We start from the raw sequence: 16,951 nt of genomic DNA on the forward strand, positions 1-16,951 counted from the left end.
CGAATTCCCCTTAGCTCAGGCGCAGGCGACTGGCGCCCACCAGCCAGCTGTAAATCAGATAAAGCACCACGGTCGCCAACAGCAACAGTCCGCCCAGTGCAGTGGCCATGCCCCAGTTGATGCTGGTGTTGGTGTAGAAGGCGACGAAGTAGCTGACCATCTGGTCGTTCGGGCTGCCGAGCAGCGCCGGGGTGATGTAGTAGCCGATGGCGAGGATGAACACCAACAGACACCCGGCGCCGACACCCGCGTAGGTCTGCGGAAAGTACACCCGCCAGAAACTGGCGAACGGATGGCAGCCGAGGGAAATCGCCGCGCGCATGTAGGTCGGCGAGATGCCTTTCATCACGCTGTAGATCGGCAGAATCATGAACGGCAACAGGATGTGAACCATCGAGATGTATACGCCGGTGCGGTTGAACACCAGTTCCAGTGGCTTATCGATAATGCCCATGGCCAGCAACGCACTGTTGATCAGGCCGCCGGATTGCAACAGCACGATCCACGCGGCAACCCGCACCAGAATCGATGTCCAGAAAGGCAGCAGCACCAGAATCATCAGCAGGTTGCTTTGCCGCGACGGCAGGTTCGCCAGCAGGTAGGCCAGTGGATAAGCAAGTACCAGGCAAATCACGGTGATGACCAGGCCCATCCAGAAGGTGCGGGCAAAAATATCCAGATAGATCGCCTGATCCGGGGTGGCCGGGGCGATTTCACCGAGGTCGTCGATGCGATGATCGACCGATGCGAGCAGGTAATAAGGCGTGATGCTGCTGGTGTTGCGTTTGACTGCTTGCCAATAGGCCGGGTCGCCCCAGCGTTCGTCGAGACCTTCCAAGGCTTCTTTATATGATGTCGGTTCGCTGGCGAATGGCAGCGCCCGGGCGGTTTTGGTCAGCAGGCTGCGATAGCCGGCCAACTCCATGTTCAAGCGCTTGGACAGATCGCCCAGCGTCTGGTTTTTGCGCGCTTCGGCGAGGTCTTCGCTGGCGGCCTTGTAGACCGGTTCGGCGGGCAGACCACGGCCGTCCCAACCGGCGATGGCCGCTACGGTGCGCGGCATGCCGCCAACCACTTCCGGGTTGCCGACGCTTTTATAGAGCAGCGCCACGATCGGCACCAGAAATACCAGCAGCAGAAACAGCACCAGCGGCGCAATCAACGCTTGAGCCTTCCAGCGGTTGACCCGCTCGGCGCGCTTGAGCTTCTGCTTCAAGGTGGGGCTGGCGCCCTCGTTCAGGGGAACGGCGATGGCCATGACGTACTCCGCAAATCTTTGGATGGACGGCATCACCCATGGCGACACCGCATTACATCAACACACAGGAAAAGCGTCGCACCTGTAGGAGCTGACGAGTGCAACGAGGCTGCGATCTGTTGATCTTGAACAGGCAAAGTCAAAAGATCGCAGCCTGCGGCAGCTCCTACAGGGCGAGAGATGATCGTTCCCACGCTCTGCGTGGGAATGAATCCAGTGACGCTCTGCATCAAACAGGGACGCGGAGCGACCCGGGCGGCATTCCCACGCAGAACGTGGGAACGATCACCCGCAAAGCCATCGGTCCGTATGCTCGGGTTATTTCGCCGCCCAGGAATTGAAGCGCTGTTCCAGTTGCTCGCCGTTGTCAGCCCAGAAGCTGACGTCGATCTGCACCTGGTTGGCGATGTTTTCCGGGGTGGTCGGCATGTCTTTCAGGACATCCTTGGCCAGCAGCGGTACAGCCTGGGTATTGGCCGGGCCGTAGGCGATGTTTTCCGAGTAGGTCTTCTGCTGCTGTGGCTGCACCGAGAAGGCGATGAATTTCTTCGCCGCTTCCGCCCGCTTGGCGTCCAGACCTTTCGGGATGGCCCAGGCGTCGAAGTCGTAAATGCCGCCGTTCCACACCACTTTCAGATTGGATTCTTTCTGCACTGCGGCGATGCGACCGTTGTAGGCCGAACTCATCACCACGTCACCGGACGCGAGGTACTGCGGCGGTTGTGCACCGGCCTCCCACCACTGAATGCTCGGTTTCAGCTCATCGAGCTTTTTAAAGGCGCGATCCTGGCCGCCCTTGCTCGCCAGCTCTTTGTAGACGTCTTTCGGCGCCACGCCGTCGGCCATCAAGGCGAACTCGAGGGTGTACTTGGCGCCTTTACGCAGGCCACGCTTGCCCGGGAATTTCTTGGTGTCCCAGAAATCCGCCCAGCTTGTTGGTGCGGTTTTCAGCTTGTCGGCGTTGTAAGCCAGAACGGTCGACCAAACGAAGAAGCCCACGCCGCACGGCTGAATCGCGCCTTTGACGTAATCTTCGGTCTTGCCGAACAGGGCCGGGTCGAGTTGTTCGAACATGTCTTCGTCGCAACCACGGGACAGCTCTGGCGATTCAACTTCCACCAAATCCCAGGACACGCTCTTGGTGTCGACCATGGCTTTGACCTTGGCCATTTCGCCGTTGTACTCGCCGGCGACGATCTTGCCGTTACCCGCCGCTTCCCACGGTGCGTAGAAAGCTTTGACTTGCGCGGCCTTGTTCGCCCCGCCAAACGACACCACGGTCAAGTCCGGGCCGGCGGCCATCGCGCTGGCCGCACCCATCAGGCCCAGAGTCAGGGCGGTGAACTTCAGGGATCTCAACATTTATTGTTCTCTCCACGTGCAGGGTTGGTGTTGGTATTGCCGGGGCGCTTAGTGCGCCTCTAAAAGAGGATCGAGCGCACGAACGTGCTCGACCTGCCAGCCAAGCGGAACCACGTCGCCGACGGCGAGCGCTGGATCGAGCTCGGCAATCGGTTGTTTCACGAAGAAGTCGGTCTTGCCACAGACTTCCAGGCGCACCCGGACGTGGTCGCCCAGATAGATGAATTCCGCCACCCTCCCTGAGAAGCGGTTGACGCATTGATCGCTCGAACCATTGAGGCTGACGCGCTCCGGACGAATCGACAGGGTCACCGGCTCGCCGGTCCGGCCGACGTTGACCGCCAGCGCCTCGACCTTCTCACCGCGGCCCAGCTCGACCACGCAACGCTCGCCGCTCTGGCTGAGCAGGCGCCCGTTGAGGCGGTTGTTTTCGCCGATGAAATTGGCGACGAACGTATTTTTCGGTTCTTCGTAAAGGCTGCGCGGCGGCGCGATCTGCTGGATCTCGCCCTGATGAAACACGGCAACACGGTCGGACATGGTCAACGCCTCACCCTGATCGTGGGTCACGTAGACCACCGTCACGCCAAGACGCTGGTGCAAGTGTTTGATCTCCATCTGCATGTGTTCACGCAGTTGTTTGTCGAGGGCGCCGAGTGGTTCGTCCATCAGCACCAGTTGCGGTTCGAACACCAGCGCACGGGCCAGCGCCACACGTTGCTGTTGCCCCCCGGACAACTGCGCCGGATAGCGCGAAGCGAAAGCGTCGAGCTGGACCATGCTGAGGACTTTCTTCACCCGGTCGCTGACATCGCTTTTGTTCAAGCCACGCACGGTCAACGGGAAGGCAAGGTTTTCCGCGACGGTCATGTGCGGGAACAGCGCATAGTTCTGAAACACCATGCCGATGTCGCGCTTGTGCGGCGGCACGTTGTTGATCGAGCGCCCGGCCAGCAGAATCTCGCCGGCAGTCGGCGTTTCGAAACCGGCGAGCATCATCAGGCTGGTGGTCTTGCCGGAACCGGACGGCCCAAGCAAGGTGAGAAATTCGCCTTTGCGAATGTCCAGGTTGAGGTCTTTGACGATCAGGTTCTCGCCGTCGTAGCTCTTCTGCACTCCACGAAAGCTGACCAGCACATCACTGGCCCCTGCGCTTGTATCGACCTGGCTCATACCCACACCTTTGTTGTTGATGACTGCTTGTTCATCAAGCCTAGTGGCTGGCGGCAGGCACGCAAATCGGGGCGCAGGAGAGAATTGCTTAAGCACAATGGAAGGTTGGGGGTAGGGATTGCCCTACAAGGATGGCGCGTTTGGGCAAACGCAGCGGCAAGGGGCAAGCTGCAAGGCGCAAGAGCAGGCGAAAGCGCTTGTCGTTAATGAATATGCCAACGCGGTCTCCTGTAGGAGCTGCCGAAGGCTGCGATCTTTTGACTTTGCTGTTTACAGGATCAAAAGATCGCAGCCTTCGGCAGCTCCTACACGGTGGTGGGCTCAGAGGAGCTTGTGCTCCATCGCGTATTTGACCAGTTCGGCCAGCGAGGTGATGTTGAGCTTCTGCATCAGTCGGGCCTTGTGGGTGCTGATGGTTTTGCTGCTCAGCGCCAGTTGCTGGGCGATGTCATTGACGTTAGCGCCTTGGGCCAAGCGCTCGAACACCGAGAACTCGCGTTCGGACAACAACGAATGCAGCGGACGCGCATCGGTCAGGCCGACTTCGAACACCATCCGATCAGCCAGATCCGGATCGATATAGCGCCCGCCCGCCGCGACCTTGCGAATGGCGGTCAGCAGCAGTGCCGGGTCGCTGTCTTTGGTTGCATACCCGGCCGCGCCAACCTTCAATGCGCGAGCAGCCATTTGCGCTTCATCGTGCATGGACAGCACCAGAATCGCCGGCGGATTGTTCAGTGCACGGATTCGCGGGATCGCTTCGAGGCCGTTGACTCCAGGCATGGAGATGTCGAGCAGCACCACTTCGCACGGTACATGGCGCAAGGTTTCGAGAAGTTGTTCGCCATTGCTCGCCTCGCCCACCACTTGCAGATCCTTGGCCAGGCCGATCAATTGCTTGATGCCCTCACGGACGATGGTGTGGTCTTCGGCTACCAGTACACGGATCACTTGCACTCTCCTTGATTGTTGTTTTTAAGGGCAAAAGATCGCAGCCTGCGGCAGCTCCTACACTGATCGCGTTCCCCTGTAGGAGCTGCCGCAGGCTGCGATCTTTTAGCGATCCAACGGCACCCGCACCACCAGACTGGTGCCCTCCCCCGGCTCGCTCTCCAGCTCCAGCCGCCCGCCCATGATCAACACCCGCTCGCGCATGCCGACCAGACCAAACGAAGTCGGCCGACCCTCGTCGGCGACGAATCCTACGCCATCATCGGCGACCGTCAGACACAGTTCATCGTCTTCCAACGCCAGCGTCAGTTCCACAGTATGCGCCTGAGCATGACGCATCACATTGGTCAGCGCTTCCTGCAGAATGCGGAACAGACCGATCGCCTTGGCGTCGCTGAGCGTCGGCAGATTGTCCGGTACCCGCACCAGACACGGAATTTGTGTGCGCGCTTCAAATCGCCGCGCCTGCCACTCGATCGCCGATGCAATCCCGGCATCCAGAATCGGCGGGCGCAATGCGGTCGCGACATCGCGGACCAACTGGAACAATTGAGCGATCAGACGTTTCATGCTGTTCAGCCGTTCGTTCAGACCCGGGTCGAGTTGCGCGTAGGCCAATTCGCACATCGATGTCTCCAGTTTCAGCACCGTGAGCATCTGGCCCAACTCATCGTGCACTTCGCGAGCGATGCGCGCTTTCTCTTCTTCGCGCACGCTCTCCAGGTGCGCCGACAGTTCACGCAGTTGTTCGCGCGAGGCCGCCAGTTCGAGTTCGATGCGTTTACTTTCGCTGATGTCCCAGACGATGCCGTCCCACACGTAAGCGCCGTCTTCCAGTTGCCGGGTGATTGCTTTGATCTCGGCCCAGCGCTGCTCGCCTTGTCGGGTGACGATTCGGCCCTGCCATGACCAGTCGCTGTCAGTGTCGAGCGCTTGGTCCTGGGTGCGGTGATAACTGGCTTTGTCGTCGGGATGCACCAGACTGCGCAAGCCCATGTCGCGATGGGCGATGGCGGCGGGCGCGTAACCCACCAGACTCTCGCTGCCCTCGCTGATGTAGGCAAAGTCGATCTGCCCGGTGACAGGCGCCCGCTCCAGACGAAACACCAGCCCCGGGACGTTGGCGGCGATGCCTTGCAGGCGCGCTTCACTTTCCTGCAGCGCCGCCAATGCGCGGCGGCGGTCGGTGACGTCGGTGAGGTAGACCACCAGGTATTCACTGTCGCGAAAACGCAGAAAACTCAGTGACACATCGGCGGGCAAAACACTGCCATCGGCGCGCACGCAGCTGGTTTCGAAACTCAATGGCCCTTCCTCACTGGCCCGCGCACGCTTCCACAGATTGAGCCAGCGGTCCATGTGCAGGCCGGGCTCGAAGTCGATCAGCGGCCGCTCAAGCAAACCGCCGGCGGGATAACCGAGCATGACTTCGGCCGCTCGGTTGGCGTAGCGCACATGGCTGTCCCAGTTGACCCAAAGGATGCCGACCGTACTTTGATCGATGGAGAACTGCGTCAACCGCAACGCTTCCTCACTGGCAGCGCGTTGGGCGATATCTTCGCGGGCGGCGAGCAAGCGTTGTTCGAGGCTGTGCTGCTGGCGACGCTGCCACAACACAATGGCTACACAACTGAGTAGCATCACCGCGAACAAAAGGCTGAGGTTCTGCCAGAACCCCGGCGACTCCGACAGCCGCGGGTATTTCGGCTGTAGCCATTGATTGTGCAGGTGCTCCAGATCCTTGGCCGGGATGGCGCGCAACGCACTCTGGACGATCGCGGCCAGCTCTGGCCAATCCCGGCGCGAGGCCACGCGTAAAAGTTGCGGCAGGCCGATATCGCCGACCACCACCATTTCAGCGAACTCCGGCTCCACGGACAAGCGCCCCAACTGCGCTTCATCGACCACCGCGTAAGACGCTTGCTGGCTGAGCAGCAACTGCAAGGCCTGACGCTCCAGCGGCACGCCTTGCAGATTCAGGTGCGGATAGTTGCTGCGCAGATAATCGGCGGTGGTACTCGGCATGCGCACGGCGACGCGCGTCTGGCTGTCGAGTTTTTCCAGATCGACTGCGCCGCTGCTTTTCTGATCGCTGACCACCAGTTGCGGCACGCGCATGTAAGGATCGGAAAAATGCCAAAGCCTCAGAGCGCTGGGGGTTTGGCTGAGGCCGGGGGCAATGTCGATTTCGCCGTCGCGCAAAGCGCTTTCCAACTGCCCGAGGTCCTGAAAGTTGCGCCAGCTCATTTCCACGCCCAGCGTTTTCGCCAGCAGCTTCATCAACTCGACGTTAGCACCGGACAGCCGCTGCAAACGTCGGTCGTAGGTCGCGTACGGGGCCTGCAACACCAGGCCAACGCGCAGCTCATTGTGTTGCGCCAGCCATTGTTGCTGGCTCGCTGACAGCTGAGGGACATGCGCGGCTGGCGCAGGCGCCGCCCAGCCCATCAAGGGAAACCACAACCAGCCGATAACCCACAGGCAGCAAACTCGCTTCATTGAAGTCTCATACACTGACAAATTCTGACCAACCCATTAGGCTGCCGGGATACTTTCTGGCCTGGAATGACCGATGCCCTTTGTTTACCGCCTGGCAATGCCAGCATTGTGCCTGTCGCTGATCCTGCCTTGTGCGTTTTCCGTTAACGCCGCCGATCCGGCACCCGCCGCCGCGGCGGAAAAACCTGCCGAAGACAAACCCGCTGAACGCCAGCCATTGCTTGAGCGTAGTCAGGAAGAAGCGGCAGCACTCGGGCGCACGATTGCGGCGCAAGAGCAGCAACAGTTGCAGGCCGGAGGCGACACATTTCTTGCCCTGTGGAAAACCGCCAACACTGCCGAGCCCAAGGGTGCGGTGATTATCGTCCCCGGCGCGGGTGAAACCGCTGACTGGCCGCAGGCAATCGGCCCGTTGCGGCGCAAATTGCCAGACGCAGGATGGAGCAGCCTGAGTATCACCCTGCCGGACCTGCAAACAGATGTCATCGCGCCGCGCGTCGTCGAGCCCGCTGCCGCAGCAAAAGCGCCGGAAACCGGGAGCAAGGATGCGACCACCGCACAACCGATCGAACAGGCAGCAGGCGGTGAAGCCGAAGTTGCCGATCAAGTCGTCGCCGACACCGTGGAAGAACAGGAAAAAGCCGACGGCGAGCGAATCTTCGCGCGCATCGACGCGGCCATTGCTTACGCCGAACAGCAAAGTGCACGCAGTATCGTCGTGCTCGGCCACGGTACCGGGGCCTATTGGGCGGCACGTTATCTGAGCGAGAGACAGAGCGCACAGGTAGAGAAGCTGGTAATGGTGGACGCGCAAACGCCAGCCAGGGCCAAACCGCCGCTCGCTGAACTGACGCCGACCCTGAAACTGCCGACCGCGGATATTTTCTACATGGACAAGCCGACGGATCGCAATGCCGCACTGGAACGCATGCAGGCCAGCAAGCGTTTGAAGACGTCGTCGTTCAGCCAGGTTGCGCTGCGGGCCTTGCCCGATAAAAGAGCTGAACAGGAGCAATTGTTCCGCCGGGTGCGCGGCTGGTTGAGCCCACAAAATACGGACTGATAAAAGCAAAAGATCGCAGCCTTCGGCAGCTCCTACAGGAAAAATGCATTCCAAAGGCAGGAGCTGCCGAAGGCTGCGATCTTTTGATCTTCAAGGGTCAGCGAAAATCTCGCCGCTGCCGAATCAACGTATACGCATTGTGCAACTCACGCGTCCGCTCGGTCGCCTCACGCACTTGCGCTGCCGTGGCCCCCGTACCGGCAATCTTGTCCGGATGATGTCGACTCAACAGGCGCCGGTAAGCGCGCTTGATCTGCGCGGGCTCACTGGTCGCCGATACGCCAAGCAATTTCATCGCTTCCTGATAACTCACCGCCGCACTGACGGTTGGCCGCTTGCCCGGTTCGTAATCACTTGCGAGCGCTTGCACTTGCTGCGGCGTCCAGCCCAGCCACTTGCCCCACTGCGCCAGCAATTCACGCTCGCTGACACCCGCGCGGCCGTCGGCCCAGACCATCCGCCAACAGGCGCGCAACACGCCCTCGGCAGCGTGCGGCTGGGCACTGAGACGGCGCAGGTAACCACGCAGACTGTCGCTGCCGGCCTTGCCACGATTGAACGCCGCGATCGCCCGACGCATCGCCGGGTCGCTCATCTCCAGCGCGCGCATTTCGTTGCGCGCCTGCTGGATATGCCCGTCGGTGACCCGACCGTCGCTCTTCGCCAAGCGCCCGAGCAGCACAAACAACAGTTCGTCGTTACGCAACATCGGCCGACCGCCGAGCTTTTCCCGTAAATGCCCCCAGCTTTGCAAATGCAGCCGCCGATCCAGCGCCTGCCCCAACAAAGCGCCAAGCATGGCCCCCGGAATGCTGGCGATCGCATACCCCACTCCGGCTCCAATCAGAGTCCCTGGCCACAACATGTCAGCGACTCGCTTCTATCAGGGTTTCAGCTTCGGCCAGACGGTCATGGGTACCCACATCGACCCAGTGACCTTTCAGGCGCTCGCCCGACACTTCGCCGTCAGCCATGGCTTTGCGTAACAGCGGCGCGAGCTTGAAGGCGCCAGCGTTGCAACCATCGAACAGCTGCGGATGAAGCACGGCGATGCCGCTGTAGGTCAGAGTCGCTGCATCAGGCTCGCCGTCCTGCACTTTCCCATCGACCAGCATGAAATCACCGTTCGGGTGATGCGCCGGATTGTCGGCCAGCACCAAATGCGCCAGGCCATTGATCGGCTGGTGCAGCACGCTGAAGTCGTAATCGGTCCAGATGTCGCCGTTGACCACCACAAACGCATCGTCGCCGAGCAGCGGCAGCGCACGGAAAATCCCGCCGCCGGTTTCCAGTGGCTCGCCTTCCGGCGAATACTGAATGCTCAGCCCGAAGCGCGAGCCGTCCCCCAGGTAATCTTCGATCTGTTGACCGAGCCACGCGTGGTTGATGACGATCTCGTTGAAGCCGGCGGCCGCGAGGGCGCGCAAGTGATATTCGATCAGCGGTACACCGCCGGCGCGCACCAGCGGTTTCGGCGTGGTCAGGGTCAGCGGGCGCATGCGCTCGCCTTTGCCCGCCGCGAGAATCATTGCCTTCATGCCGTCGCTCCAGCACGCAAGCTGCTGAACAGCGCTTGCAGTTCCGCCAGCTCGGGGCGACGAGCGATCACTGCTTCTATATAGGAGAAGAAGCGCGGCACGTCGGCCAGATAGCGTGGCTTGCCGTCGCGATGACAGATGCGCGCAAAGATGCCGATGACTTTCAGATGGCGCTGCACGCCCATCAGGTCGCTGGCACGCAGGAAGTCTTCGAAATCTGCCTGCACTGGAATGTCCAGCGCCGAAGCTTGCTGCCAATAACTTTCCAGCCAGCCGCGCACGCGCTCTTCAGGCCAACTGAGGAAGGCGTCCTTGAACAGGCAGGTCACGTCGTAAGTCACCGGACCATAGACCGCGTCCTGGAAATCCAGCACGCCGGGGTTCGGTTCGCTGAGCATCAGGTTGCGCGGCATGTAGTCGCGGTGCACCAACACTTTCGGCTGAGCCAGAGCGCTGTCGATCAGCAAGTCGCTGATGCGGTGCCACTGTTGCTGTTGTGCCGAATCGAATTCGACGCCCAGTTCATGTTTCACGTACCACTCGGGGAACAATTCCAGCTCGCGGCGCAGCAGAGCGACGTCATAGCTCGGCAGCGGCGCGACCATCGGCAATTGCTGAAATGCCAGCAAGGCTTGCAGGGCATCGGCAAATAACGCGTCGGCATTTTCACCGTCAATTACGTCGAGATAGGTCTTGTTGCCCAGGTCATTGAGCAAAAGAAATCCGCGTTCGAGGTCTTCGGCATAAATTTTCGGCACATTTATTTCGGACTTCGCCAGCAAAAAAGCAATATCCACAAACGGTTTGCAGTTTTCCTGAGGCGGTGGCGCGTCCATCACGACGAAGCTGCGACCGCCGCCCTCCCAGCGAAAATAACGGCGGAAACTCGCGTCGCTGCTGGCCGCAGTCAACGTAGCCGGGGGCACGGAGCCCCAAGCCTGATCAGCAAAGAGGATTGCCAACTGCTCATCGAGCCAAACTTTCAGGTGTTGCAAGCGTACATCTTGATCAGGCATTGCAAGGGTCTCCGACGGCGCTAGCCGTCAAGCGGGTCATGCTTTATTATCCAGCATCTTTTTCAGACCATCGAGAGGCGTGCGGCCCACACCGCGGGCAGATGGCACGCAGGAAGCCCGGACTAATAAGATGGCATTGAAATCCCCCGCGTTTCGTAAAAAATTTCCGTTGTTGGTAACCGGCAGTCTGCTGGCTATGCAACCTCTGGCCAGTCAATTCGTTGTCGCCGCCGAGCAGTATGACTGCTCCGTCTCGGCTACGGGTGGTTGGGCGTGTGCGCCCAAGTCGCCGGCAGCCGCGTTGCCGCCGCGTCCCGTACATGACGGCACCGCCGTCAGTGCCAGCGGCGCAGCTGCGGCCGAAGACGGTTCGGTTGCCGACACAGCCCCTAAAACGGCACTGGTCACCGAAGCCAAGGGCCGCGGTTTGAAATCCCGTAGCGAAGACTTCAGTCACCTCGACTGGGTTCCGCGCGAGAAGCTCACCGCCGCCCAATTGGCCGAGACCGGCCCGTATTGCTCCGGCGCGTACATCGAGCCGACTCGTCCTGGCATGAACGACAAGACGAACAAAAGCGACGCTCCGACCTTTATCGGCGCGAAAGCGTCGCGCTATAACACCGATGATCAAGTCGGCACGCTGGCCGGCGACGTTGTCCTGCGTCAGGGCAGCATGCAGGTCGAATCCGACGAAGCGAGCCTGTACCAGGCCGAGAGCCGCGCCGAACTCAATGGTGATGTGCGCATCCGCGACAACGGCGCACTGATCGTCGGCGACCACGCCGATGTGCAGCTCGACACCGGTGAAGCCAAGGTCGACAACGCTGAATACGTGATGCACAAATCGCGCATCCGCGGTAACGCGCTGTACGCCAAGCGCGCGGAGAACGCGATCATCCGCTTGAAGGACGGCACGTACACCACGTGCGAACCGAACAGCAACGCCTGGCAGCTCAAGGGCAACAACATCACCTTGAACCCGGCCACCGGTTTCGGTACCGCGACCAACGTGACACTGCGGGTCAAGGACATTCCGGTCCTGTACACGCCGTACATCTACTTCCCGATCGACGATCGTCGCCAATCCGGTTTCCTGCCGCCGACCATCGGCACCGGCAGCGATACCGGTTTCATGCTGGTCACGCCGTACTACTTCAACCTGGCGCCGAACTACGATGCCACGTTGTATCCGCGGTACATGGCCAAGAAAGGCCTGCTGATGGAAGGCGAATTCCGTTACCTGACGAAGTCCAGCGAAGGCCAGTTCGGTGCGGCGTACCTGAACGACGAGGACGACGAGCGCAAAAACCAGACCGATTACGAAAAAACCCGCTACATGTACAACTGGCAGCACAAGGGTGGTCTGGACTCGCGCGTGCTCACTCAGGTTGACTACACCAAGATCAGCGATCCGTATTACTTCCAGGATCTGATGAGTGATCAGATTGGCGTCAAGAGCGAGGATTTCGTCAACCAACAGGGTTCGGTGACTTATCGTGGCGACAGCTACACGGCGCGCCTGAACGCTCAGGCGTATCAGCTGGCGACCGTATCGAACATCACGCCTTATGATCGTCTGCCGCAGATTACCTTCAATGGTCGGCTACCCTACGATCCGCAAGGCTTGCGCTTCGACTACGAGACCGAAATCGTTCGCTTCGATCGTGATCTCAAAGACGGCAACTTCGTCAACGAAGATGGCACAGTAGAGCGTCGACTCGATAACAACGTGTTTGGGCTGGGCCGGGCCAATGGTGATCGTCTGAACGTGAAACCAGGCGTCAGCCTTCCGCTGGATTGGACCTATGGTTTCCTGAAGCCTTCGATCAAGTACCAGTACACCCAATATCAGCTTGACCTCGACGGCACAGGCAAGTCCCAAATCGCCAGCTTGAGCCCTGAGCAGCAAAAGCTGAACGGCAGGTTCGACAGCAATCAGAATCGCGGCGTCCCGATCGTCAGCATCGACAGCGGTCTGTACTTCGATCGCAACACGTCCTGGTTCGGCAAGGACTACCGCCAGACATTGGAGCCTCGCCTGTTCTACCTCTATGTACCCGAGAAAGACCAAGGGGACATTCCGGTATTCGACACCGGCGAATACACCTTCAACTATGCATCCCTGTTCCGCGACAACCGCTTCTCCGGCGCCGACCGTGTCGGTGACGAGAACAAGCTGTCGCTGGGCGTGACCAACCGCTGGATTGAAGAAAACGGTTTCGAACGTCAGCGGATCAGTGTCGGTCAGGCGCTGTATTTCAAGGACCGCAAGGTTCAGCTTCCTGGTATCGATGCGAGCACTCGCCAAGACTCCCAGGCCAATGTTTCGCCGTACGCGCTTGAGTACGAATACCGCTGGAACCGCGATTGGCGCACCACAGCCGACTATAACTGGGATCCGGACAGCCGCAGCCCTCGCTCCGGCAGTGCGATGTTCCACTATCAGCCGGAAGACAACCCGAACAAAGTCATCAACGCCGGTTATCGCTATCGCAATGACCAGGTCCGTTATGACCAGAACACCGGTCGCTGGTCGGTGGGTGGTGGTGACTACGGCAGCCCTGGCCAACCTGGCTATGTGAAGGACTACTACAAGATCCAGCAGCATGACTTCTCGGTCATCTGGCCGATCGTTCCGCAGTGGAACGCCATCAGTCGCTGGCAGTACGACTACAACCGCAACCGTACGCTGGAAGCCTTCGGTGGTTTCGAATATGACAACTGCTGCTGGAAACTGCGCCTGATCAACCGTTACTGGGTCAGCTTTGACGAAAACAGTCAGAACGCCCCGGAAAACGAAAAAGGCGACCACGGCGTCTTCCTCCAAATTGTTCTGAAGGGGCTCGGCGGCCTGACTGGCGCCAAGGTAGAGAGTTTCCTCGACAAAGGCATCCAAGGTTATCGTCAACGTGAAGACCAAGCTTTCTGATTGTCTGCGCCCGCTGATGCTGGGCGCGCTGTTCCTGGGTACTGCGGCAAACGCCGCGGTACAGTCCATCGATAAAGTGGTAGCGATCGTCGACAACGATGTGGTCATGCAGAGCCAACTGGATCAACGCGTCCACGAAGTTCAGCAGACCATCGCCAAGCGTGGCGGCGGTCTGCCGCCTCCGGGCGTGCTGGATCAACAGGTGCTCGAGCGCCTGATCGTCGAAAATCTGCAACTGCAGATTGGCGAGCGTTCCGGCATCCGCATTACCGATGAAGAACTGAACCAGGCTGTCGGCACCATTGCCCAGCGCAACAACATGTCGATCGACCAGTTCCGCGCCGCTCTGGCTCGCGACGGCCTGAACTATGACGACGCCCGTGATCAGATCAAGCGCGAAATGATCATCAGCCGTGTGCGTCAGCGCCGTGTGGCAGAACGCATCCAGGTCTCCGAGCAGGAAGTGAAGAACTTCCTCGCCTCGGATCTGGGCAAGATGCAACTTTCTGAAGAGCTGCACCTGGCCAACATCCTGATCCCGACGCCGGAGAGCGCCAACTCTGACGCGATTCAAAGCGCCGCACGTCAGGCCATGGAGGTCTACCAGCAACTCAAGCAAGGCGCTGACTTCGGTCAGATGGCCGTTGCGAAATCGGGTAGCGACAACGCGCTGGAAGGCGGCGACATGGGCTGGCGTAAAGCCGCTCAATTGCCACCGCCGTTCGACCGCGAGTTGAGCAGCATGGCTGTCGGCGACATCACTCAGCCTGCGCGCACGCCGGGCGGCTTCATCATCTTGAAGCTGCTGGGCAAACGCGGTGGCGAAGCGCAGATGCGTGATGAAGTGCATGTACGCCACATTCTGGTCAAGCCAAGTCCGATCCGCGACGAAGCCAAGACCAAGGCGCTGGTGCAATCGCTGTATGACCGTATCCTGGCGGGTGAAGATTTCGCCGAACTGGCGAAAAACTATTCCGAAGACCCAGGCTCGGCCCTCAACGGCGGCGATCTGAACTGGATCGACCCGAACGCACTGGTGCCGGAATTCCGCGAAGTGATGGCCTCGACCCCGCAAGGTCAGCTGTCCAAGCCATTCCAGACCCAATACGGCTGGCACGTTCTGGAAGTCATGGGCCGTCGTGCCACGGACAGCACAGAACAAGCCCGCGAGCAGCAAGCCACGACCGTACTGCGTAACCGCAAATACGATGAAGAGCTGCAAACCTGGCTGCGTCAGATCCGTGACGAAGCTTACGTAGAAATCAAACTCCCTGGTGCAGACCAGGCAGCGCAGTGAAACCCAAGCGTTTCGCGCTGACCCCCGGCGAACCAGCCGGCATCGGTCCCGACCTGTGCCTGCTGCTCGCCTCGCAAGCCCAGCCACATCCTCTGATAGCCATCACCAGCCGCGACCTGCTCAATGAGCGGGCCGCGCAGCTGGGGCTGGCCGTCAATTTGCTGGATGTCGCGCCTGATCACTGGCCCGACGTGCCGGCGCCGGCCAACAGCCTGTACGTTTGGGATACGCCGCTGAGCGCCGCCGTGATTGCCGGTCAGCTGGACCAGAGCAACGCTGCCTTTGTCCTCGAAACCCTGACGCGCGCAGGCAACGGCTGCCTGAACGGCGACTTCGCCGGGATGATTACCGCTCCTGTGCATAAAGGCGTGATCAACGACTCAGGCATCGCGTTTTCCGGGCACACTGAATTTCTTGCCGACCTGACCCATACCGCACAAGTGGTGATGATGCTTGCCACCCGCGGTTTGCGCGTGGCGCTGGTAACGACCCATCTGCCCCTGCGCGAGATTGCCGATGCGATCACGCCAGAACGGCTGGAGCGGGTCACGCGGATTCTGCACAGCGACCTGCAAAACAAATTCGGCATCGCCCAGCCACGCATCCTGGTGTGCGGACTCAACCCGCACGCTGGCGAAGGCGGACATCTGGGCCATGAAGAAATCGACATCATCGAACCCACCTTAGAGCGCCTGCGCGGCGAGGGCATGGACCTTCGTGGCCCGCTGCCTGCCGACACTCTGTTTACCCCCAAATATCTGGAGCACTGCGACGCAGTGCTGGCGATGTACCACGACCAGGGCCTGCCTGTGCTGAAGTACAAAGGCTTCGGTGCTGCCGTCAACGTGACGCTGGGCCTGCCGATCATCCGTACATCGGTCGACCACGGCACTGCCCTGGACCTGGCCGGCAGCGGCAAGATCGACACCGGCAGCCTGCAAGTCGCCCTGGAAACCGCCTACCAGATGGCCGAGACCCGTTTATGACCGAGCAATACCAACACAAGGCGCGCAAGCGCTTTGGCCAGAACTTCCTGCACGATGCCGGCGTTATCGACCGCATCCTGCGCTCCATCAGCGCCAAACCCGACGACCGCCTGCTGGAAATCGGTCCGGGCCAGGGCGCATTGACCGCCGGTTTGCTCAACTCCGGCGCGCAGCTTGATGTGGTGGAACTGGACAAAGACCTGATCCCGATCCTCAACGACCAGTTCGCCGGCAAAAGCAATTTCAACCTGCACCAGGGCGACGCACTGAAGTTCGATTTCAACACGCTCAATGCGGCGCCGAACAGCCTGCGCGTTGTCGGTAACTTGCCGTACAACATCTCGACACCACTGATTTTTCACCTGCTGAATAACGCCGGCATCATTCGCGACATGCACTTCATGCTGCAGAAAGAAGTGGTCGAGCGTCTGGCGGCGGGTCCGGGTGGCGGTGATTGGGGTCGTTTGTCGATCATGGTTCAGTACCACTGCCGCGTCGATCACCTGTTCAACGTAGGTCCGGGTGCTTTCAACCCGCCGCCGAAAGTCGATTCGGCCATCGTCCGTCTGGTGCCGCACGCCGTACTGCCGCACCCTGCCAAGGACCATCGCCTGCTCGAGCGTGTGGTTCGTGAAGCGTTCAATCAGCGTCGCAAAACCCTGCGCAATACGCTCAAGCAATTGCTCAGCAACGCCGAAATCGAAGCCGCCGGTGTCGATGGCAGCCTGCGTCCGGAACAACTGGATCTGGCCGCATTCGTGCGTCTGGCCGATCAGCTCGCCGTCCAGGTCCCGGCCTCCCCTGCCGCAGACTGACAAACGATGAACGCTATCGGGCAGGACGCCACTCTGGTTTACTGCCCGATACTTGCCTAGACTG

At 60.3% G+C, this 16,951-nt stretch carries 13 protein-coding genes; 5 read left to right on the forward strand and 8 right to left on the reverse strand.

What is annotated here, in order from left to right:
- Positions 1–10: 10 nt before the first annotated feature.
- From EL257_RS24510 to EL257_RS24530, 5 genes are all read right to left on the reverse strand, one after another.
- Complete coding sequence (locus EL257_RS24510) at positions 11–1,258, reverse strand: ABC transporter permease (protein ID WP_126366907.1); 1,248 nt, start codon at positions 1,256–1,258, stop codon at positions 11–13.
- 318 nt (positions 1,259–1,576) lie between these two features.
- A complete protein-coding gene (locus EL257_RS24515; RefSeq protein WP_038363355.1) occupies positions 1,577–2,620 on the reverse strand; it encodes an ABC transporter substrate-binding protein in 1,044 nt (347 codons plus the stop codon).
- Positions 2,621–2,668: 48 nt separating this feature from the next.
- Positions 2,669–3,793 (reverse strand): ABC transporter ATP-binding protein, encoded by a 1,125-nt coding sequence (locus tag EL257_RS24520; protein ID WP_126366909.1) that lies wholly within the window; start codon positions 3,791–3,793, stop codon positions 2,669–2,671.
- 321 nt (positions 3,794–4,114) lie between these two features.
- Positions 4,115–4,744: a response regulator transcription factor gene (locus EL257_RS24525; RefSeq protein WP_008085218.1), complete on the reverse strand. Its 630-nt coding sequence runs from the start codon at positions 4,742–4,744 to the stop codon at positions 4,115–4,117.
- A 105-nt stretch (positions 4,745–4,849) separates the two neighbouring features.
- The gene (locus tag EL257_RS24530) at positions 4,850–7,243 is read right to left on the reverse strand and encodes a PAS domain-containing sensor histidine kinase (RefSeq protein ID WP_126366911.1); all 2,394 of its coding nucleotides are present in this window, start codon (positions 7,241–7,243) and stop codon (positions 4,850–4,852) included.
- 73 nt (positions 7,244–7,316) lie between these two features.
- On the opposite strand from EL257_RS24530, the gene EL257_RS24535 reads away from it, so the two are divergent.
- Positions 7,317–8,306, forward strand: coding sequence for an alpha/beta hydrolase family protein (locus EL257_RS24535; protein ID WP_126366913.1), 990 nt, complete (start codon positions 7,317–7,319; stop codon positions 8,304–8,306).
- Between the two features lie 97 nt (positions 8,307–8,403).
- Here EL257_RS24535 and EL257_RS24540 read toward each other — a convergent pair whose 3' ends face one another.
- Genes EL257_RS24540 through EL257_RS24550 form a run of 3 tightly spaced genes read right to left on the reverse strand, consistent with a single transcriptional unit; the run spans position 8,404 to position 10,860 of the window.
- Positions 8,404–9,171 (reverse strand): TerB family tellurite resistance protein, encoded by a 768-nt coding sequence (locus tag EL257_RS24540; protein WP_126366915.1) that lies wholly within the window; start codon positions 9,169–9,171, stop codon positions 8,404–8,406.
- Between the two features lies 1 nt (position 9,172).
- Complete coding sequence (murU, locus tag EL257_RS24545; RefSeq protein WP_126366917.1) at positions 9,173–9,844, reverse strand: N-acetylmuramate alpha-1-phosphate uridylyltransferase MurU; 672 nt, start codon at positions 9,842–9,844, stop codon at positions 9,173–9,175.
- Positions 9,841–10,860, reverse strand: a complete 1,020-nt coding sequence (locus EL257_RS24550) for an aminoglycoside phosphotransferase family protein (RefSeq protein ID WP_126366919.1) — start codon at positions 10,858–10,860, stop codon at positions 9,841–9,843. Before EL257_RS24550 ends, murU begins: the two co-directional genes overlap by 4 nt.
- 130 nt (positions 10,861–10,990) lie before the next feature.
- Between EL257_RS24550 and EL257_RS24555 the strand changes: the two genes are divergently transcribed.
- The 4 genes from EL257_RS24555 to rsmA are packed head-to-tail and all read left to right on the forward strand — an operon-like array spanning position 10,991 to position 16,887.
- A complete protein-coding gene (locus EL257_RS24555) occupies positions 10,991–13,789 on the forward strand; it encodes an LPS-assembly protein LptD (RefSeq protein ID WP_126366921.1) in 2,799 nt (932 codons plus the stop codon).
- Positions 13,770–15,086: a peptidylprolyl isomerase SurA gene (gene surA / locus EL257_RS24560; protein WP_145964616.1), complete on the forward strand. Its 1,317-nt coding sequence runs from the start codon at positions 13,770–13,772 to the stop codon at positions 15,084–15,086. Before EL257_RS24555 ends, surA begins: the two co-directional genes overlap by 20 nt.
- Entirely contained in the window at positions 15,083–16,072 is a 990-nt protein-coding gene (gene pdxA / locus EL257_RS24565) for a 4-hydroxythreonine-4-phosphate dehydrogenase PdxA (RefSeq protein WP_126366923.1), read from the forward strand. The genes surA and pdxA overlap by 4 nt, the downstream gene beginning before the upstream one ends.
- A complete protein-coding gene (gene rsmA / locus EL257_RS24570) occupies positions 16,069–16,887 on the forward strand; it encodes a 16S rRNA (adenine(1518)-N(6)/adenine(1519)-N(6))-dimethyltransferase RsmA (protein WP_126366925.1) in 819 nt (272 codons plus the stop codon). The genes pdxA and rsmA overlap by 4 nt, the downstream gene beginning before the upstream one ends.
- Positions 16,888–16,951: the final 64 nt, after the last annotated feature.

This window comes from Pseudomonas fluorescens (assembly GCF_900636825.1).
Classification (GTDB): domain Bacteria; phylum Pseudomonadota; class Gammaproteobacteria; order Pseudomonadales; family Pseudomonadaceae; genus Aquipseudomonas; species Aquipseudomonas fluorescens_BG.

Excerpts from the sequence above, each read along its gene's own strand:
- EL257_RS24510 (WP_126366907.1), bottom strand. The coding sequence starts at position 1,258 with ATGGCCATCGCCGTTCCCCTGAACGAGGGCGCCAGCCCCACCTTGAAG.
- EL257_RS24515 (WP_038363355.1), bottom strand. The coding sequence starts at position 2,620 with ATGTTGAGATCCCTGAAGTTCACCGCCCTGACTCTGGGCCTGATGGGT.
- EL257_RS24520 (WP_126366909.1), bottom strand. The coding sequence starts at position 3,793 with ATGAGCCAGGTCGATACAAGCGCAGGGGCCAGTGATGTGCTGGTCAGC.
- EL257_RS24530 (WP_126366911.1), bottom strand. The coding sequence starts at position 7,243 with ATGAAGCGAGTTTGCTGCCTGTGGGTTATCGGCTGGTTGTGGTTTCCC.
- EL257_RS24535 (WP_126366913.1), top strand. The coding sequence starts at position 7,317 with ATGCCCTTTGTTTACCGCCTGGCAATGCCAGCATTGTGCCTGTCGCTG.
- EL257_RS24540 (WP_126366915.1), bottom strand. The coding sequence starts at position 9,171 with ATGTTGTGGCCAGGGACTCTGATTGGAGCCGGAGTGGGGTATGCGATC.
- murU (WP_126366917.1), bottom strand. The coding sequence starts at position 9,844 with ATGAAGGCAATGATTCTCGCGGCGGGCAAAGGCGAGCGCATGCGCCCG.
- EL257_RS24550 (WP_126366919.1), bottom strand. The coding sequence starts at position 10,860 with ATGCCTGATCAAGATGTACGCTTGCAACACCTGAAAGTTTGGCTCGAT.
- EL257_RS24555 (WP_126366921.1), top strand. The coding sequence starts at position 10,991 with ATGGCATTGAAATCCCCCGCGTTTCGTAAAAAATTTCCGTTGTTGGTA.
- rsmA (WP_126366925.1), top strand. The coding sequence starts at position 16,069 with ATGACCGAGCAATACCAACACAAGGCGCGCAAGCGCTTTGGCCAGAAC.